This window comes from Actinocorallia sp. B10E7, assembly GCF_039871655.1.
Taxonomy (GTDB): domain Bacteria; phylum Actinomycetota; class Actinomycetes; order Streptosporangiales; family Streptosporangiaceae; genus Actinocorallia.
In genome coordinates, this window is record NZ_JBDPLZ010000003.1 from 537122 (window position 1) to 555732 (window position 18611).

Here is an 18611-nt window from a genome sequence, read left to right on the forward strand (position 1 = left end):
TCCTCGAGACGGTTCAGGAACTCATGGCCTTGGCCAGGGCCAGCAGGCGGGGCAGGTCGATCTCGTTGTCGGCGCGCAGGGCCGAGACGGCTTCCCGCAGCAGGGCCGGCGAGGGGCGGCTGCCCAGGAAGTCGGCGGTGGCGGGAGGGCCCCACTGCGCCAGGCCGGAGGTGTTCATGGGCGCCCAGCCGGGCTCCATGGAGGAGTCGAAGAGGTCGCCGTCGGTGAAGTGCTCCAGCAGCAACCGGTCCGGGTCACGCCAGTAGTCGAAGATCTGGCTGCCCTGGATGTGCCGGCCGATCCCCCAGGAACGCCGGTAGCCGCGGTCCTTGAGGTGTTCGCCGCCCGCGGCCAGGGCGTCGAGGTCGGCGACCTGGTAGGCCGAGTGCACGTATCCGGTGGACGGGCCCAGGTGCATCGCCAGGGTGTGGTGGTCGGCCGGTTCCGGGCCGCGGTCACAGCGGATGAACGCCATGGTCGGGCCGCGGTCGCGCTGGCCGTCCAGGTAGAGGAAGTCACTGACGATGAGGCCCAGGTGGTGCAGGAACCAATCCAGGTCACGGAGGAAGACGGTGGTGGACAGCACCACGTGGCCCAGCCGCTCCACCTTCGCGGGTTCGCGGGGCGGGCGCTGGGTGTCGTTGATCCGGGTGATCAGTCCGCCGCTGTTGAACGCCAGCGGCCGCTGCGGCTCCAGCCCGCCATGTTCGGGAGCACCGTAGACGACCCGGACCTTCAGCCCGGAAGGGGTGGCGGTGGTGACGCACCTGCCGCCGCCCTCCAGGGCGGCCACGCGCCCGTCAGCGGCTGCGGCCAACCGGTCCAGGTCACCGTCCGCGGCGGCCTGGAACACCGGTCCGACGAACCGCGAGGCACTCCCCTTGCGGATCACCAGGCAGTCGGTGCCGGCCAGCGCGCCGCGCAACCGCAACTCGGTGGGAGTACGGACGGTGACGGTGAACCCGAAGTCGCGGGCGAACCTCTCCGCCCGCTCCAGATCGGGTTTGACGAACTCCAGCCACGCCAGGTCGACGACCTTGATCACCGGGTCGCCCGCACGTCCGGGATGCTCGCCGCGCAACGCACCTTGGTCGCTGTGGAGGTTCTTGTGGGGATCGGAGTGCATCATTCTCGCTCCTTGGCTCGGTCCGGCCGGGTTCGTGCCGGTCAAGAGGCGGCGGAAGCGACCGGGGTGCGCTGTTCACCCAGGTCGAGCAGGCCGTCGCCGGTGCGGATCCGGGCGGTGACCAGGTCGCCGTCCTTGAGGTAGGAGGGGTTGGCCTCCTGGCGCTGGAAGAACGCCTTCCATTTGAGGTGGGCGGGCAGGAGCGCGCCGATCTTCTCCATCAGCGCCCCGGGCGAGCGCAGGGCCGTCCCGCCGGGGGTGCCGGTCAGCAGCACGTCGCCCGGCTCCAGCACCTGGAAGCGCGACAGCAGCGTCAAGGCCTCCGCCGGGGCTGTGATCATGTCGGCGGCGGCCATGTCCTGGCGCTTGTCCCCGTTGACCTCCAGGGTGAGCCGCAGTTCCTTCAGCCGGGCCAGCTCGGCGGCGTCGGTCAGCACCAGGCGCGGGCCCAGCGGGGTGAACGTCGGGTAGGACTTGCTCTCGTAGAACTGGGTCTTGGGCAGCTGCAGATCCCGGGCGCTGACGTCGTTGGCGATGACCAGCCCGGCCACGAACTCCGCCAGGTTCTCCTCACTCACCACCGTCCCGATCGGGATCGGGGTGCCGATCACCAGACCGAGCTCCACCTCGTAGTCCAGCAACCGCACGCCCTGCGGGCGCAGGATCGTGTCGTACGGGCCGGTGATCGACCCCGAGGTCTTGCGGAAGAACGTCGGCGGCACCCGGTCGGGATCGAAGCCCGAGTCGACGGCGTGGGAGCGGTAGTTGACCATCTGAGCCACCACCCGGCACGGCGCGGTCACCGGAGACAGCGGCTCCTCCTCCTGCAGCGGCCGCCCCGCCCCGCCCCCGCCGTCGGCGGCGGCCCGGATCGCGGCGCGGTCGGCCAGCAACTGCGCCGTGGTGGTCGCGGACGTCGCCACGGGCGCCGGACCTGCGGGCGTCTCCACCCACCAGCCGCTCGCCGTCCTGATCACCGTGATGCTCATCCGCGCTCCTCCATCTGTGCCCGACACGATTTCTGATGACATCATCAGCACTGAGGAATCAATCTGTCAACCATCATCATTAATGATGATTTCATCAGGATCGATGTCGGATATCATCCGGGAGTGAGCACGGCAGACGAGACCACCTCCGCCCCTCCCAGGGAGAACCGGCTGGACCGCCGTAAGGCGCGCACCAGAGCCGCACTCATCGGCGCGGCGCGGCGGATGCTGGCCGAGCAGGGCCGCCCGGAGGCGAGCATCCAGGAGATCACCGACGCCGCCGACGTCGGCTTCGGCTCCTTCTACAACCACTTCGACAGCAAGGCCGCCCTGTTCGACGCCGCGATCGCCGAGACGCTGGCCGAGCACGCCCGGCTGATCGAGCAGGCGACCGCCCACCTGACCGACCCGGCCGAGGTCTTCGCCGCCTCCGTGCGCCTGACCGGACGGCTGCGCCGCACCCACCTCCAAATGGCGCGGATCCTGCTGCACACCGGCCTGCCCCACCTCACCGACACCGAAGGCATGGCCGTCAGCGCCCTGCGCGACCTGCGCGCCGCCGCCACCGCCGGCCGCCTGGACATCGACGACGTCCATGTGGCACTCGCCTGCACCGGCGGCGCGCTCCTGGGCCTGCTCCAGCTCCTGGAGAACCGCCCCGACCTCGACCCCGACACCGCCACCGACCAGCTGGCGGCCAACCTGCTGCGCATGTTCGGCCTCGGCCGCGAGGAAGCCCATCGCATCGCCGCCCGGCCGTTGCCCGACCTGCCCTGAGAAAACCCAGACGACCCACCCGGTACACGCCGCTACCCGCAGCGCCGAGCGCCGGCTGAGGACATCGAGCTCGCCTTCGAACTGGTGGAACGCGGTATCGATCACACGAAAGGGCAGTGCATGCGCGCACGGGGCATCACCTACGACACCGGTTTCCTTCCCGGAGCGTCCCTCTCCCGCAAGGCTTTCGACCCCGAGACGGTCCGGCACGACATGGCGGCGATCTCAGGCGATCTGCACTGCGACGCCGTACGCGTCACCGGCCGTGACCCCGAGCGACTCAGCATCGCCGCCCGGCACGCCGCCGACGTCGGCCTTGAAGTCTGGTTCTCCCCCTTTCCCGTCGACCTCCCCGCCGATCGGCTGCTCCCGTTCTTCGCCGACTGCGCCCGTCGAGCCGAGGACGTACGACAGGCCGGAACAGAGGTGGTGTTCGTCGCCGGATGCGAGATCAGCGCTTTCTGCCCCGGTTTCATCCCAGGTGACACCTACGGCGACCGCCTGCGGCAGATGGCGACCGCCGACCTGCAGTGGTGGAACTCCCTCGGCCCGGTGCAGGAACGCCTCAACGACTTCTTGACCCGAGTGGCCGAGGTCGCCCGTTCCCATTTCAGCGGGTGCATCACCTACGCTTCGGCGCCCTGGGAGTCCGTCGACTGGCGCCCGTTCGACTTCGTCGGCATCGACGCCTACCGGGCCGCCTACAACGCCGACACGTTCCGATCCGAGCTGCGCGGACACCTCGCCCATGGCAGGCCCGTCGCGGTGACCGAGTACGGAACCTGCGCCTACCGGGGCGCCGGTGAACGTGGTGGAGCGGCCTGGGAAGTGCCGCAGGACGCGGTACCGGACGAGGACGAGCAGGTGCGCTACCTGACCGAACTGCTGGACGTCTTCGAAGAAGAAGGAGTGGACACCGCGCTCTGGTTCACCTTCGCCGCCTACAACAGGCCCGGAGCCGAGGACATCGGCTCCTACGGCGTGGTCCGGATGCTCGACGAGACCCGCTGGGAGCCGAAGAAGGTCTTCCACGCGATGGCGTCCCGTTACCGTGGGCAGCGCCCCTGACACGTTGGCCCGTCGCCACCGCAGGCCTCATCGCCCTCGCCCTCAAGACCGTCTCGGCGCAGCCCTCACCCGAAGAAGAATTTCGCCACGCGGTCACACGGTGAGGGTGGTGTCTTCTTCGCTGCCGGGCAGTATCAGCCAGCCCTCGCGAAGGGTCGCGGGCTCGGCGCCCGGATCGGGGTCACCGGCCAACTCCAGTCCGACGTGCTCGGAGAGGACTGCGCCGGCGGCGTAGACCTTGCGGAAGCTGGTCAGGCGGCTCCCCCGGACGATCGCGCTGCCCTGTGGGCCGGTGACGGTCACGGTGGTGCTGTCTCCTTCGCGTTGCACCGTGGCGCCGGCGGCCCGCGCCAGCTCCACCAGCAGGCCGACGCACCGCTGGATCTTGCGGCGTTGTTTCTCTCCCTCGACCGGGGACGGCACTCCCGCCTTGACCTGCTGCCAGGTCCGGAACCGGTGCAGGGTGCTGTAGGCGACGACCGCCTCCCCATTGGGGACGAGCACCAACCGGTACCCCTTCAGGCCCGCGGTCAGAAGGCCGCCCGGCGCCACGTCCCACAGCGTGCGCTCGTCGGCCAGCATGTCGCCCAGCAGCTCACGGATCTGCTCCCGCGCCTGCCGGTGCGTGCTGCCGGTGGCCTCGGGGTGGTGCTCCACGTAGTGTCCGGCCGCGGTCCGGGTGATGTCGACGTTCCGGGGGTCGATCCGGTCGATGAGGGCTTCGGTCTCGGGGTCGAGGAAGTCGTCGTCGGCGAGGTCGGTCATGGGTCCTCGTGCCTCTCTTGTCGTACCGGCCCGGAAAGAGGGGGCGTCCTGCCGAGGATAGGGAAGAGCGCCGGAGCCTCGCGGTGGGGACACGGACGATCGAAAACCTCACCGGCGAACGCCTCGACGCACCCTGGCCGAAGAAAGAACCCAGCCGCCACCGCGACGGCCCCTGGTGCGAACAAGACCGCTGGCTTCCCCGCCCTTCGTGAGAGCCGGTCAGACGTTCGTGTGTGACAGGTGGTCGGGGAGGTCGGTGAGGCGTTCGATGCGGAGCACCGTCTTGTCTGCCGTCGGGGATGGTCCGCCGGTGACGAAGTCGATGCCGCGGTCCAGCCAGATGCCGGTGAGCCCGGCGAAGACAGCCGCGTTCGCGTCGCTTTCCAGCATGTCGCCCACGTTGACCGCCTGTGCGGGGTCTGTGCGCATCCATCGGCAGGCGGTGGTGTAGGCGGCGGGCTTGGCCGCGCCGAGCTCAGTCGGGGTCAGGACGGCTTCGAAGTATTCCAGGAGACCGAAGCGGGCGAGCTTGGCGCGCTGCTGCCCGGGGTCCCCGTTGGTGAGAACAGCCAGGCGCGGTCCTCGGGGGAGCCGTTTCAGGTTCTCCAGGCAGGGTCGGACATCGGGATAGGTCTGCCAGGATTCTTCGAACGCGGTGAGGTAGCGGTCGGTGATCCAAGCGTCCAGAAGGCGGGGGCTTTGGGGAACCGGCTCACCGAGCGCGGGCAGGAAGGAGCGGAGCCTGCGTCGGTGATGTTCGGCGAAGGAACACTGACCGGCCAGGTATTCCCGCATGTGGCGTGCTTCCAGTGCCCACCACAGTGCCGCCAGTTCCTGCGGTGGAGCCGTCGCGTTCGGCGCGGCCTGGACGATCTGGCCGATCGCCTCCCAGACCGCGCTTCGATGATCGACCAGGGTGCCGTCCAGATCGAAGAAGACCACATCCGCCACAGAACGATCATCTCGTGGCGCTCGCCCCCGACGCCAGAGGGGCCGCAGCACCACATCCCGCCGCCCGGCCGACCACCCGCCGGAACGCCGAGCAACCTGTCGGCCCGCTGACGGTGCCAGTCCGCATCGCCTGGACCCACGCCGACGTGGTGAACCCGGCCCTGCCGGCCTTCCTCAAGGCGTGACCCGGCGGCCTCTTCAAGGACCGCCTTCCCCTTCGCCCAGGTCGGTCAGCGCGTCGCGGAGCGCGGCGCGCGAGCCGATGCCGAGTTTGGGGAACACCCGGTAGAGGTGCGCGCCGACGGTCCGCGGTGACAGTGATAGTCGCTCGCCGATCTGCCGGTTGGTCAGACCGGTCGCCGCCAGGTGGGCGATCTGCCGTTCCTGGGGGGTGAGCATCGATCCCGGCCCCTCGGCGGCCGCACGCCGGTTCCGGCCGGTGGCGCGCAGCGCGGCCTCGGCTAGCTCGGCCCATGGTGTCGCGCCGAGGCCGGTGAACAGTTTCCCGGCGCGTTCCAGGTGAGGACGGGCGGCCCGCATCGCGCGGTCCCTCCGCAGGCGCTCCCCGTAGGCGAGTTCGAGGCGGGCCAGCGGGAACGGCCATCGCGTCGGCTCGGGGTCGGAGACGAGCGGCTCGAACAGATCGGGATAGGCGTCGTCGTCCGCGACCAGGGCGGCCGAGGCGTCGCACAGGAAGCGCAGCCGCGGCGAGATGCGGGGCAGGCCGGCCTCCGTCGCGGCACGAACGTGTGCGCGTGCCTCATCGACGTGCCCGCTGCGCACGGCCGCCTCGACGGCGTCCATGACCGTCCAGACCGTGACCTGCTCGTGCGGTGGAAAGGTGCCCAGCGGGCAGATCGAGGTGTAGTGCTCGTACGCGTCCTGGTAGCGCCCCTGGGTGAGCGCGACCAGGCCCTCGATGTTGGCCGTGAAGGTCCGTACGGCCAGGGCGTTGCGCGGGATCGCCCACTGGTGCATCCGGGCGCGGGCACGGGCGATGTAGTCGAGATCGGCCCGGGCGGCGGCCAGCAGCATCCGGGGGTTCCGCGCTCCCCACACCAGCATCTCGTAGCCGTGCTCCTGGCACAGGGCGATGCCCTCGTCGGCGCGGGCGCCCGCCTCCTCCCAGCGGCCTTCGAGGAAGGCGCCGACCGCCAGCATGATCAGGGCTTGGACGGCGAGCGCGACGGCGCCTCCGCTGCGGCCCTCGGCGGCCGCGCGTTCCAGTGCGGCCCGGGGGAGCCGGTCGACGTACTGGCCCGCGAGGGCGGCCGTGACGACCCGTATCGGATTGGTCTCGCCGTCCAGGTCCGCGACCAGCGCGTCCAGTTCGCGCAGGTGCTCCGGCGTGGACCGGACGGGATCGCCGAACGTCACCGCCGTGAGCCTGAACGGTGCGGTGAGCAGCGGCGCCAGCCGGGCGACCGCGTCGTCGAACGGCCTCCACAGCTCCCGCCGGCCGCCGAAGGTGCAGATCATCATCAGCGTCCGCAGCGCCTCCTCCAGGTCCGCGGCGCGTTGCGGGACGGGGTCGGTGTGGGCCAGGGCGCCGACGAGCATCTTGTGCGCGGTGTCGATGTCGCCTTCGCTGTTGAGCAGGTGGGCCGCTGCGGCGTTCGACGCCTGCAGCGTGTCCGTCACCTTGGGATCCGTCGTCCGAGCCCGCTCCAGGAGTGCTCGGGCACCTGCGAGCGTGCCGGCGAAGTTGGCGCCGATGTAGGCGGCACGGGCCAGCCTGCGGGCCCGCTCGGCCGGGTCGAGGGTCAGATCGGCGGCGCGCAGCAGCACTGACACCGCCTGCACCGTGTCACCGCGTTCGAGCGCGGCGACCGCGACCTTGACGAGCAGGTAGGCGATCTTGTCGTCGGGTCCCAGGGTCGACTCGGCCAGGTGCAGCGACCGTAGGTCCGGGTCCGCCGCCAGCTGCGCGAGCCGGTGGTGGGCGGCCCGCCGCTCGGGCGCGGCGGCCAGATCCACGACCGCGGACCGGATGAGCGGGTGCGCGAAGAGCAGCCGGCCGGCCCGCCGATCCACGAGGACCAGCCCGCTCGTCTCGGCCGGGGCCAGATCGTCCGCGGACGCGGCGACGACCTCCATCAGACGCGTGCCGTCCCCGCCGCTCAGCGCGGCGAGCAGCAACAGCCGGCGGGTCGGTGCGGGCAGCGCGGAGACTCGGCTCTCGAACAGCCACCTCAGCCGGACGTTCAGCGGCAGGGTGGTCGGCAGGAAGTCGGCTCCGGTCTCCTGCGCCGAGGTCAGCGAGCGGGGCAGCTCGATGAGGGCCAGGGGGTTGCCTCCGGCGTCGGCGAGGATCCGGTGCCGGACCGACGAGTGCAGGTTCGGATGGTGATGGCGAAGCAGGCTGAGGGCGGCGTCGTCGTCCAGCGGCGTCAGGGCCAGTTCGGGTACCGACTCGCGGTCGAAGAAGCTCTCATGCCCTGTGCGCTGCGCCAGGAGCAGGCCGACCCTGAGCCCGCCGATCCTGCGGGCCACCAGGCTGAGGATCACCACGCTCGCACGGTCGACCCACTGCAGATCGTCGACCACCAGCACCAGCGGTGCCGTCGACGAGAGGTGACGCAACCAGTCGAGCAGCGCGCTGGTCAGCACCAGGCGGCTGGGAGGTTCTCCGCGTTCGAGACCGAGCGCGGTCGCCAGCGCGGCGCGGTGCGGCTCGGGCAGCTCCGGCAGGCCTTCCACGGCGGGCAGCAGGAGCTGGTGAAGCCCGGCGAAGCTCAGCTCGGTCTCGTACTCGGAGCCGGAGGCCCGGAGCACGCGGGCGCCCATGGAAACGGCCTGCCGCGCGGCCGCGTTGAGCAGTTCGGTCTTGCCCATGCCCGGGTCGCCGGTGAGCAGCTGCGCGCCGCCTTTCCGGACGGCGGTCCGCAGGAACGAGGTGAGCGCCGCCGCCTCCGCCGCCCGGCCCACGATGAGGCGCCGAACCGCGTCGTCGGGGGACTCGTGCTCGGCCACGAAGTACCTCCCACGTAGTCGGGCCGCGGTCCCGGCGCGCGCACATGGCCCGAGAGGGCGGGAACCCGACCGCCGCCAGCGTATATCGGAACCGCCCGTAGGCATGATCTCCGCTGTGATCTCCGGATCGTCGAAGCCGGTACGGACTCGGGCCCGGCCGCATGACCACGCCGTCGCCGGCCGACGGACGAGGGGATGGAGAGGTCGTTCGACTGATGTTGTGCCGCACGCGTCCGGGGACCCTGGTCCTCACGGCGAGGCGGTTCTCGCCGTGAGGACCAGGGTCCTTCTGCCGACATCGGTGTGTCCCCGTACCGGGGGCGTTTCCCTCGGCCCGAGCGAAAGAGTCAATGTGAACGACAGTGACGTTAGTTTCCCGACGATGCTCCTGGTTCACGGTGCGTGGCATGGTTCGTGGTGCTGGGACCGGCTGAGGCCTGCTCTCGGCGCCGACGGCTGGTCGACGCGGACCGTCGACCTGCCCAGCGCCGGAGGGGACGCCGGAGTGCACGAAGACGCCCAGGCGGTGCTCGGGGAACTCGACCGCATCGACGGTCCCGTCGTGATCGTCGCGCATTCCTACGGCGGGATCCCCGTCACCCAGGCCGCCGCCAAGGCCGCCGGCGTGTCGCGGATCGTCTATCTGGCGGCCTACCAGCTCGATGCCGGTGAGAGCCTGCTCGGGTTTCACGGTGCGCCGGTCCCTGACGAGCCCGCCGGTCTCCGCCCCGTGCCGGACGATCCGCTACCGATGTTCTACGGGGACGTGCCCGACGCCGAGGCCCGGGACGCGGCCCTGCGGCTGGTCCCGCAGAGCACGAGATCGTTCGCCGAGCCGCTGACGGAGGCGGCGTGGCGCACCGTCCCGTCGGCGTACATCGTCTGCGAGCACGACCGGGCGCTGCCGCCGCGGGATCAGGAGGCGCTCGCCGCGCGCTCCGAAGAGGCGCACCGCCTCGCGAGCGGCCACTCCCCGTTCCTGTCGATGCCGCAGGAACTGGCCTCCCTCCTCGCGAAGATCGCCCTCGGATCGGCCGGCTGAGTCTCGACCGCACCGACCCGGTCTTCGGGCACGACGCCCTTCTCCCTCTCATCATCGAGTCAGAACCGAAAGACGAGGTGACGCCATGCGCGCAGTGCTGCTCAAAGAGTTCGGTGGCCCGCTGGTCCTGGACGAGATCGACGAACCCGCGGCCGGTCGCGGGCAGGTACTCGTGAAGGTCGCGGCGAGCGGGGTCAACCCCTTGGACACCAAGATCCGGGCGGGGAGGGCCGACCATGCCCGCAACCGCCTGCCCGGCGTACTCGGCCTGGACCTCGCCGGCGTCGTGGCGGAGATCGGTCCGGAGGTCACCGGCTTCGCCCCGGGCGACGAAGTGTACGGACTGACCGGCGGCGTCGGTGACCTGCAGGGGTCGCTCGCCGAATACGCGGCCGTGGACGCCCGGCTGCTCGCCCGCAAACCGGACTCGCTGAGCCTGCGCGAGGCGGCCGCGCTGCCGCTCTCCGTCATCACCGCCTGGGAAGCGCTGGTGGATCGGGCTCACGTGAGCGCCGGCCACCGGGTGCTGATCCACGGGGGCGCCGGCGGCGTGGGGCGGGTGGCCGTTCAGATCTCCCGTGCGATCGGTGCCGAGGTCTTCGCCACCGGATCGTCCGGGAGCCTGGAGGCGATCAGACGGCTCGGGGCCACTCCGATCGACTACACCACCACGCAGGTGGAGGACTACGTCGCCGAGCACACCGGCGGCGAGGGCTTCGACGTGGTCTTCGACACCGTCGGCGGCGCCACCCTCGACCTGTCCTTCACCGCGGTCCGCACCCACACCGGCCACGTCGTCAGCGCACTGGGCTGGGGCACCCACAGCCTCGCGCCGCTGTCGTTCCGCGGAGCCGGCTACTCCGGGGTCTTCACGCTGCTGCCCATGCTGACGGGCCGGGGCCGTGAGCATCACGGAGAGATCCTGCGCGAAGCGGCCGTCCTCGCGGACGCCGGGGCGTTGAAGCCGCTGCTCGATCACCGGCGGTTCGCCCTCGCCTCCGTCGTGGACGCTCACGCGCTGGTCGAGCACGGCACCGCCACCGGCAAGGTCGTGATCGACGTCGGTGAATGATCTCGTGCCCTCGGCGGGTCGTTCAACGCTGGTGACGCGCGCTGGTGCGGGCGGCTCAGCGTCCTGGTACCGGGGCCGATCGGGGTCGGTCCGGCGTTCTGGTCGTAGCGCGCCGCCAGCGGTGCGACGCCAGCGCGGCCGGCCCTGCGTCGACGGTGTTGAGCAGGACGTCGTCCGCGGAGGACACCCGGCCGGCCCCACCCGGAACCCCGCATCGGCTCGGATCAACCAGAAATACGAGACTGTATATATAGGCTGGGAGGACGTTCGCGTGACCGGCGAAGCCCAGGTTCCGATCTCTCGGCGCACGTGGAGGGCCCATGCACGTCCTGGCGGCACTGTCTCAGACCCCGTCGGCCGAACCCCCTGATGACGCCATTCCCGCAGTCTTCTTGGTGCTGATGGGGGTGGGCGTCCTGCTCATCCTGGTGACCGTCATCGCACTCTGCCGCAGCTCCGTCTTCATCCCTTACGACCCAGAAGCGCGCGACCGCGAGTGGCCCACGTGAGGATGGCCAGGCCACGGGGCCGGGTCGAGCAGCTCCCGGCACGGCGGCGTGCCGAAAAAGGAACGTTCGGGTCATGTCTTGACATCGGAGTGCGCGAAACGGTCTTCTAGTCCTACGTTGCGAAACCGCGTTTCCTTCACCGAAACGTCGGGAGTGCGTTCGATCGTATGCGGACCGATGGGTGCGATCGGGGGCCCGCGGCGCGCTTCCGTGCACGTCACCGTGACCTGCACGCGACGGAAGGAGCGGTTCATGTCGACCAGCCCGATGAAGGCGAAGGGCCGCAGGGCACTGCGCAGTCTCACCCTCGGCTCCACCGCGATCGCCCTGGCCACCGTGGGGCTCGGCAGCACCCCCGCCTCGGCCGCTACCGGGACCGTGGCTTACAGCTGCTCCATCTTCTCTACCAAATTCGACTACAACGCCCGGGTCACCATGAAAGGTCCGGCTAAGCCCTCCGTGGGCGACACGGTGAAGATCACCGCGGACTTCTCGGCGCTGCCCGGAGTGTCACCGGTCACCGTCGACTCGTGGAAGACCACCGGCAAGTTCACCGTGTCGGGTGCCCAGAAGACCTCCATCAGCGCGACGGGGCCGAAGAAGACCGGCCCGATCAAGCCCAAGGGCAAGATCCCGATCGGGAAGCTGACCGGCAAGGTGAAGTTGAAGAAGGCGGGGAAGATCTCGCTGACCACGGGCACGCTCAAGATCACTGCGGTGGCGTACGGCTCGTCCGTGACGATGCCCTGCACACCCAAGAAGAACAAGCCCCTGCCCAAGCTGCTGAAACTGACCGTCAAGCGCTAAGGCGTGCCTCAAAGTTCTTGCGGAAGAATTTTGGTTACTCACTGCACTCACTTAGGTGTCCTGTGTAGTGTTCGTGGTGGGGCTGCAAGGAGCCCCGGCCGGGTCAACCGTCATCCGCCCCCTCCTATACCGGGAGAGAGAGGCACGGACGGCAGCCGCTCGAACCTGCGGGCGGCCTCTGCCCGGCCGATTCCGGAACGCCAGTGGCGCCGACCCCGGACCGGGGGCCCGCAAGGGACCCCGCCGGACAGACGCCACCGGCCACCGGGCTGTTTCAGCAACTTTGAAACAGGCCTTAGCTCAGGTGCCGGGTGAAGAACCGGGCCGCGGCGTCCCCCGCGAACTGCGGGACGCCGGTGTGCCCGCCCATGTTGGCGTGCAATGTCTTCTCCTTGGAGCCGAAGGCGTCGAACAGGTCCAGGGCCGCCTGCCGGTCGTTGTCTTCGTCGTCCCACTGCAGCAGGACGTGCAGCGGGATGGTGACCTGCCGGGCCTCCTCGAACATGGAGCGGGGCACGAAACTCCCGGCGAACAGAACGGCGGCCGAGATGCGCGGCTCGACCACCGCCAGCCGGACGCCGATGGAGATCACTCCTCCCGAGTACCCGACCGGACCGCCGATCTCGGGCAGCGAAAGGAGGGCGTCCAGGGCGGCCTGCCATTCCGGTACCGCCTTGTCGACCAGCGGGAGGACGAGCCGGTCGACGATCTCGTCGGTGACCGGCTCGCCGGCCTCCAGCGTCCTGTGCAGGTCGGCGCGGGCCTGCTCCACGGCGGCGAAGCGGGGCCGGTCACCGCTCCCGGGGAGCTCGATGGTGGCCGCGGCGAAGCCGTCCGCCGCGGACTGCCGGGCCCGGGCCACCAGTCGGGGGTACATCTTGCGCAGTCCGAGCGGGGGGTGGCCGAGCAGGATCAGCGGGACCGGTGCGGATGCGGATGCGGGTGTCCACAGGATGCCGGGGATCTCGCCGAGGGTGAATTCGCGTTCGAGGACGCCGTCGTCGAAGCGCTGCTCGGAGGTGAATTGCATGGTCGTGCCTTTCGGGAGTGCTCTGAACGGCGCTCCCGGACGACCTATCGTCCGACCGTGACCCCGGAGGGGAGCACCCATGTCGATACTGCGTTCACGGGTACCACCTCCTCGTTCTCCGGCACGGCCTCCGGCAAAGTAGCAGTGGTCGCCGTGATCCGCCAACGGGTTTTTGCGGAGGCTCCGTGGGCCGAATGCCACGGAGCCACTCGCCTCAAGACCAAAGCCGTGTAGTCAAGCGCTTCGGGCCTGTGACGTGATCGCAGCGTGGCGAAAGAGGACGCCCCGGCCCCGGAGTTGCCGGTCACCCTCGACATGCCGGACAAGATTGCCGACTTCCTCCGTGCCGGCCCGGAACTCCTATAGCTACGGCCTGGTGCAAAGTAGCGGTCTTCTCGCAGGTCGGATGGGCGGCTTTGTTAATGAGTGCGGGAGCCACGTGCCGCTGAGATTGAGAGCCAGGTGGCCCGGCGGCTCCGTCGGCCCAAGTCCGACGGTCCGTCGCCGCACTCTGAGCTCAGCCCCGGCTGGAGCCGCAGATCCCTGGATGCGGCACCATGCCCTCCAGGCCGCTCGGCCCGCGAGGAGGATCGGACCGGATTTTGGCGGTGGTCCGTTGACACACGACCGTCACCTACCTGAAGGTTTGCCGTAGCCCTCCCACCATGAGTCTTCTGACCTGGACAAGCACCAAACCCGTGTACTCCATTGCACGGCTCTTACAGACAATCTGACTTCGCCCGCTGGTACCCCACCTCAGACCAGACACTCAGCCTCGCGGCCTGACCCATTCCCACGGTTTCTCCCAGTCTCCTCTGCTGGCGCTACCGCAGTTGGTCGCGGCGGCGGGTCAGGTAGGCGGTCTCGGCGGTGTTGCCCGCCAGTTCTATGGCCTTGTCGTAGGCCGTGCGTGACTGCTGGCTTTGGCCCAGCCTGCGCAGCAGGTCGGCGCGGGTGGCGTGGTAGGCGTGATAGCCGGCCAGCTTGTCCTCAAGGCGGTCGACTGCTGCCAGTGCCACCTGCGGGCCGTCGAGTTCGGCGATCGCGATGGCCCTGTTGAGGGCGATGATCGGTGAGGGGTCGAGGCGGACGAGTTGGTCGTAGAGGGCGAGGACCTGCGACCAGTCGGTGTCGCGTATGTCGCGGGCGGAGGTGTGCACGGCGTTGATCGCGGCGAGGATCTGGTAGCGGCCCGGAGCGAGTCCGGCGGTGGCAGCGGCGAGGCGCTCGCGCACCAGCCGGTGGCCTTCGGCGATCAGCGCCGCGTCCCAGGCCCCACGGTCCTGCTCGACGAGCGTGACCAGTTCGCCGCCGGCCGAGACACGGGCGGTGCGGCGGGCCTCGGTGAGCAGCATCAGCGCCAGCAGCCCGGCCACCTCGCCGTCGTCCGGTAGGAGGGCACGGATCAGGCGGGTGAGCCGGATCGCCTCGGCGGTCAGATCGTGCCGTAGGGGATCGGTGTCGGGTCCGGTCGCCAGGTAGCCCTCGTTGAACACCAGGTACAGCACGGCGAGCACGCCGGAGACTCGCGTCGGCAGATCCTCGGCGGACGGCACGCGGTAAGGGATGCAAGCCGCCTTGATCTTGGCCTTCGCGCGGGTGATCCTCCGTTCCAAGGTGGTCTCCCGCACCAGGAAGGCGCGGGCGATCTCGGGCACGGTCAGACCGCCGACCATGCGCAGCGTCAGCGCCACGCGGGTCTGCATCGCCAGCGCCGGGTGACAGCAGGTGAAGATCAGACGGAGCCGGTCGTCGTCGATGGCGCCGACAGGCTCGGGCGGGTCGTCGTCGTACAACAGCTGAGCCTCCTTGTGCTTGTCGTCGCGCTTGTTCTCGCGCCGGATCCGGTCGATGGCCTTGCGGTTGGCGGTGGTGGTCAGCCAGGCGCCGGGGTTGGGCGGTACGCCATCGGCCGGCCACCGCTCGACGGCGGTCGCGAACGCCTCGGCGGCCGCCTCCTCGGCGATGTCGAGGTCACCGAAGCGCCTGGTGAGGGAGGCGACCACCCGGGCCCACTCCTCGTGGTGGGTCCGGGTGATCGCCTCCTCGAGGTCGTTCACTGGAACGGCCGCACCTCGATCTTCCGATCGCAGACCTTCGACGCCTCGGCGGCGAGCTTGAGCGCCACGTCCAGATCGGGGGCCTCCCACATCCAGACGCCGGCGAGGTACTCCTTCGACTCCACGAAAGGCCCGTCGCTGAACACCGCCTGCTCGCCTCGGTTGTCGATGACCGTGGCCGAGTCGGTGTCCGCGAGTCCGCCCGCGAAGACCCAGTAGCCCTCGGCGATCAGTCGTTCGTTGAACGCGCTGATGGCAGGCTGCCTGTCCGTGCTGCCGGGATTGCTCTTGTCATCGATCACGGAAACCAGGTACCGCATCTGAAGATCATCTCCTGTGGTGTCAAGACAGCGTGGTTCGGTGGTCAGGGGCTTCAGGCCGTTGCATACCGCGGACGCCAGGCCGGCCGGTAGGCCTGGATCGTCACGCCCTTGGAGTCGACGCGCGACTCGATCAGGTCGAGCGCAAGATCCGGACCGGTCTCCGGGAACAGTCTCGCGCCCTGGCCGAGGATCACCGGGACCACGATCAGAATCATTTCGTCGACCAGATCGTTCTCCAGCAGCCACCGGGTCAAGGCGCCACTGCCGTGCACCTGCAGCTCACCCCCGGGCTTGGCCTTCAGCTCACCGACGGCCGCCGCGAGGTCACCGCGGAGAACGGTCGTGTTCTCCCAGCGCGGCGCGGTGAGCGTGGTCGAGGCAACGTACTTGGGGGCCTCGTTCAAGGCCACGCCGATGGGATGTGCACGCATCTGGCCGATTGATCCCCAGGAGCCGGCGAACAACTCGTAGGTGCGCCGGCCGAACAGGAACGCCTCGGCGCGCTGGTAGGTCTGCGTGATGAACGTCCTGGTCTCGTCGTCACCCGCCCCCCGGGCCCATCCGCCGCGCTCGAATCCGTTCCTGCGGTCATCCGACGTGGCGCCGTTTCCCTGCATCACTCCATCGAGGGTGACCTGGGTCATGGTCGTCAGCTTCATGATCGCGGTCCCTTTGCCTTGGCGCCGCCCCTTGTGGGCGGCCTCATCCCTGCCACGAACATCACCGCCCCGATCCGACACCGCCTCCCGGATTTTTTTGAACGACTTTCGGGACGCCGGTCGTCAGAGATCCGAACACCGCGGACCGCCCCCTGGTCCTTGTCGGCCTGTCGGTAACGAAGCTGTCATGAAGTACACGCGTTGACGCTCGCCCAGGTCAGCGCCTGGGCGAACGAGCCAGACCTGTTGTGATGGCTCGGCTCCACGAGGCACAATGCCGCTGCCTGAAGGACATCAGCCGGCCGGTGGGCATCCATCAGCTGCCTGACCAGGTCCTCGCTCCACGTGATGCCCGCACCCAGATGACGCACCAAGGTCAAGGACCGGACGAATACGCGACAGTTGAATACGCGACTCCGCCAGTCGCTGGCCTCGGTGAGAACGGCGGAGGTCCGGCAGAAGACGTCTCTACCTGGCCTCCGCCATGCCGGGGGTTCATTCCCCCGCAGGCTCCCGCCTGGTGCTCATGTCGGCGGTGACCTGCCGGGCCCGATCGAGGTTGTTGTGCAGCGCCTCCGCGAGTTCCGCGGCTCTGAGTAGGTGTCCTCGGGTGGTGCTGGCGGCCGAGGCGGGGTCGCCGGCGAACGGGCCGTGCCCGACCTCCAGCCGCCCCGCGGCTTTCTCCTCGGTGATGTGCCGCGCCAGCTGGTGGATCACCTGCTCCAGCCTCCTGGCGGCGGTCTTCAGCTCCCCCAGCAGCTCGTGCACGTCTGCGGGCTCCTCCACCCCGCCGCTTGCGGGCTGGGTCGCGTATGCCAGCACCCGCATGACCTCGGCCAGGTGCGCGGCGGCGTGGCGGGTGCTGTCGGGGGTGTGGGGACCGTGCGGGTCCACCAGGTCCATCAGTCGTTCTCCTCTTCCAGGCAGAGCCGCTCCAGCGGCTTCTCGAGGCCGCAGATCCCACGCACCCACACATCACGGGCGTCGTCCCACATGCCAGGAGAGCGCAACCGGGGGCCGGTTCTGTCACAGGCCCGCGCCGACAACATGCCGGTCTCGGTGTCCAGCTCGAACGTCACCCGCCGCTCCTGGGCGGCCCTCCGCTCCCGAAGCCGGCCCAGACATCCGAGCTGAGGCCGTGGTGGCGGAGCTTGGGAAGCAGCTCCGAGTATCTGATCTCGTCTCGTCTGGAGTTCGCCGGCCTGCTGACGGCCGCGCGGCCGGTTCATCTCATCGATCGGGCGCTCGACGACCCAGCCGGTCACCTGGTGGTCTCGACCTTGTGCCGCAACTCCGGGAACAGGAAGAACGTCTTCAACATCTTGGCCTTGGCCAAGGCTCGCCGACAACTCGCCCACGACGGGGTGCTCGCCCAGATCCGGGAGGAGTTGACTGGCAAGGAGCGGGAGGGCTCCCTTCCCGATGCCCGGACGCCACTCCGCGCCCGAACTCCAGGCGAAATCCCGGACACGCCTGCCTCACAGCCCTCGGCCACTACATCCGCCTCGGCGCAGACGCCGCCGAACGCATCACTCGCGAAGACGACCCCGCCGACCGCCGCCGCTGACCCCAACGGGCTTATTTCGTTACCGGCAGGCCTTTCACTGTGGGATGTCCATCACCACTGAGCGCGCCCAGCAGGCGCAGCCCGTCCTCGGTGGGGCTCCCGGGTGCCGCGGACAGCACCAGCAGCTCCATGCCCGATTCGTCCGGCAGTGCGAAGTTCTCCTGGTGCAGTTCCAGCAGTCCGACCAGCGGGTGCCGGTACGCCTTGCGTCCATGCTTGCGGGCGCGAACGTCCGCGCGGGCCCAGAGGCGGCGGAAGCGCTTGCTGCCCATCGCCAACTCGCCGATAAGCGAGGCCAGGCGCGAGTCGTCGGGGTACTTCCCGGCCGCCAGGCGCAGGTGCCCGACCACGTCGAGGGTGCATTTCTCCCAGTCAGCGTACAGGCCGCGCTCGTCCTCATCGAGGAAGATGTGCCGGGCGGTGTTCAAACCCGGCATCTCCCGGCCGTAGAGGAGCCCGGCGAGGCGGTTCCCGGCGGCCACGTCCAGCCGGCGGTCCATGATCAGGGCGGGCGCGTCGGCGACCAGGTCGAGTACGCGCAGCAGCTCCGGCCGCAGGCGCCCGCTGGGCGACTTCGCGCGGCGGCGGCGCTGGCGAGCGAGCCGGTACAGGTGCCCGCGTTCGGTCTCATCGAGGCCGAGGACGCGGGCGAGCGCGTCGAGGACCTGTTCGGAGGGCTGGGTGGCGCGGCCCTGCTCCAGGCGTACGTAGTAGTCGACGCTGACCCCGGACAGGTGCGCGACCTCTTCGCGGCGCAGCCCTTCGACGCGGCGGCGGCTGTCGGTGGGGATGCCGACGGTGGAAGGGCCGACCCGGGAGCGCCGGGTGCGCAGGAAGCCCGCAAGATCGTCCATGCCCCCAGTATGGCTCCGGTAACGCATGTGAAGGTGGTC

19 protein-coding genes are annotated in these 18611 nt (G+C 69.7%); 6 read left to right on the forward strand and 13 right to left on the reverse strand.

The features are described 5' to 3' along the window. Window positions 1-13: 13 nt before the first annotated feature. The gene (locus ABGB12_RS12500; RefSeq protein ID WP_347677178.1) at window positions 14-1129 is read right to left on the reverse strand and encodes a 2,3-dihydroxybiphenyl 1,2-dioxygenase; all 1116 of its coding nucleotides are present in this window, start codon (window positions 1127-1129) and stop codon (window positions 14-16) included. A 38-nt stretch (window positions 1130-1167) separates the two neighbouring features. After that, entirely contained in the window at window positions 1168-2115 is a 948-nt protein-coding gene (locus tag ABGB12_RS12505) for a fumarylacetoacetate hydrolase family protein (protein ID WP_347677180.1), read from the reverse strand. Window positions 2116-2238: 123 nt separating this feature from the next. Here ABGB12_RS12505 and ABGB12_RS12510 point away from each other — a divergent pair, with 123 nt between their 5' ends. Together ABGB12_RS12510 and ABGB12_RS12515 are read left to right on the forward strand one after the other, a co-directional pair. Further along, window positions 2239-2892 carry a helix-turn-helix domain-containing protein gene (locus ABGB12_RS12510; protein WP_347677181.1) on the forward strand — a complete coding sequence of 218 codons (654 nt, stop codon included), beginning with the start codon at window positions 2239-2241 and terminating at the stop codon, window positions 2890-2892. Between the two features lie 120 nt (window positions 2893-3012). Continuing rightward, window positions 3013-3960 (forward strand): hypothetical protein, encoded by a 948-nt coding sequence (locus ABGB12_RS12515; protein WP_347677182.1) that lies wholly within the window; start codon window positions 3013-3015, stop codon window positions 3958-3960. Between the two features lie 93 nt (window positions 3961-4053). On the opposite strand, the gene ABGB12_RS12520 is transcribed toward ABGB12_RS12515, so the two are convergent. The 3 genes from ABGB12_RS12520 to ABGB12_RS12530 form a co-directional block, all read right to left on the reverse strand. Next, complete coding sequence (locus ABGB12_RS12520) at window positions 4054-4725, reverse strand: hypothetical protein (protein WP_347677183.1); 672 nt, start codon at window positions 4723-4725, stop codon at window positions 4054-4056. A gap of 219 nt (window positions 4726-4944) precedes the next feature. Next, the gene (locus ABGB12_RS12525; protein WP_347677184.1) at window positions 4945-5676 is read right to left on the reverse strand and encodes an HAD family hydrolase; all 732 of its coding nucleotides are present in this window, start codon (window positions 5674-5676) and stop codon (window positions 4945-4947) included. A gap of 198 nt (window positions 5677-5874) precedes the next feature. Beyond that, entirely contained in the window at window positions 5875-8649 is a 2775-nt protein-coding gene (locus ABGB12_RS12530) for an AAA family ATPase (protein ID WP_347677185.1), read from the reverse strand. Between the two features lie 382 nt (window positions 8650-9031). Between ABGB12_RS12530 and ABGB12_RS12535 the strand changes: the two genes are divergently transcribed. From ABGB12_RS12535 to ABGB12_RS12550, 4 genes are all read left to right on the forward strand, one after another. Beyond that, on the forward strand, window positions 9032-9691 hold the full coding sequence (locus ABGB12_RS12535; protein ID WP_347677186.1) for an alpha/beta fold hydrolase: 660 nt from the start codon (window positions 9032-9034) through the stop codon (window positions 9689-9691). An 85-nt stretch (window positions 9692-9776) separates the two neighbouring features. Continuing rightward, window positions 9777-10763 (forward strand): zinc-dependent alcohol dehydrogenase family protein, encoded by a 987-nt coding sequence (locus ABGB12_RS12540; protein ID WP_347677188.1) that lies wholly within the window; start codon window positions 9777-9779, stop codon window positions 10761-10763. Window positions 10764-11083: 320 nt separating this feature from the next. Beyond that, window positions 11084-11272 carry a hypothetical protein gene (locus ABGB12_RS12545; protein ID WP_347677190.1) on the forward strand — a complete coding sequence of 63 codons (189 nt, stop codon included), beginning with the start codon at window positions 11084-11086 and terminating at the stop codon, window positions 11270-11272. Between the two features lie 252 nt (window positions 11273-11524). Continuing rightward, the gene (locus ABGB12_RS12550) at window positions 11525-12079 is read left to right on the forward strand and encodes a hypothetical protein (protein WP_347677192.1); all 555 of its coding nucleotides are present in this window, start codon (window positions 11525-11527) and stop codon (window positions 12077-12079) included. Between the two features lie 295 nt (window positions 12080-12374). Here the strand turns inward: ABGB12_RS12550 and ABGB12_RS12555 are convergent, their stop codons facing one another. The 8 genes from ABGB12_RS12555 to ABGB12_RS12590 form a co-directional block, all read right to left on the reverse strand. Next, the gene (locus ABGB12_RS12555; RefSeq protein WP_347677194.1) at window positions 12375-13109 is read right to left on the reverse strand and encodes an alpha/beta hydrolase; all 735 of its coding nucleotides are present in this window, start codon (window positions 13107-13109) and stop codon (window positions 12375-12377) included. Between the two features lie 824 nt (window positions 13110-13933). Continuing rightward, window positions 13934-15169, reverse strand: coding sequence for a sigma-70 family RNA polymerase sigma factor (locus ABGB12_RS12560; RefSeq protein ID WP_347677196.1), 1236 nt, complete (start codon window positions 15167-15169; stop codon window positions 13934-13936). Next, entirely contained in the window at window positions 15166-15489 is a 324-nt protein-coding gene (locus ABGB12_RS12565) for a YciI family protein (RefSeq protein WP_347677198.1), read from the reverse strand. The genes ABGB12_RS12560 and ABGB12_RS12565 overlap by 4 nt, the downstream gene beginning before the upstream one ends. A 53-nt stretch (window positions 15490-15542) precedes the next feature. Then, on the reverse strand, window positions 15543-16151 hold the full coding sequence (locus ABGB12_RS12570; protein ID WP_347677200.1) for a dihydrofolate reductase family protein: 609 nt from the start codon (window positions 16149-16151) through the stop codon (window positions 15543-15545). A gap of 495 nt (window positions 16152-16646) precedes the next feature. After that, entirely contained in the window at window positions 16647-17054 is a 408-nt protein-coding gene (locus ABGB12_RS12575) for a hypothetical protein (RefSeq protein ID WP_347677202.1), read from the reverse strand. Further along, the gene (locus tag ABGB12_RS12580) at window positions 17054-17230 is read right to left on the reverse strand and encodes a hypothetical protein (RefSeq protein ID WP_347677204.1); all 177 of its coding nucleotides are present in this window, start codon (window positions 17228-17230) and stop codon (window positions 17054-17056) included. Before ABGB12_RS12580 ends, ABGB12_RS12575 begins: the two co-directional genes overlap by 1 nt. Before the next feature lie 182 nt (window positions 17231-17412). Next, window positions 17413-17550 carry a hypothetical protein gene (locus ABGB12_RS12585; RefSeq protein ID WP_347677206.1) on the reverse strand — a complete coding sequence of 46 codons (138 nt, stop codon included), beginning with the start codon at window positions 17548-17550 and terminating at the stop codon, window positions 17413-17415. 179 nt (window positions 17551-17729) lie between these two features. Next, on the reverse strand, window positions 17730-18572 hold the full coding sequence (locus tag ABGB12_RS12590) for a helix-turn-helix transcriptional regulator (RefSeq protein ID WP_347677208.1): 843 nt from the start codon (window positions 18570-18572) through the stop codon (window positions 17730-17732). Window positions 18573-18611 lie beyond the last annotated feature (39 nt).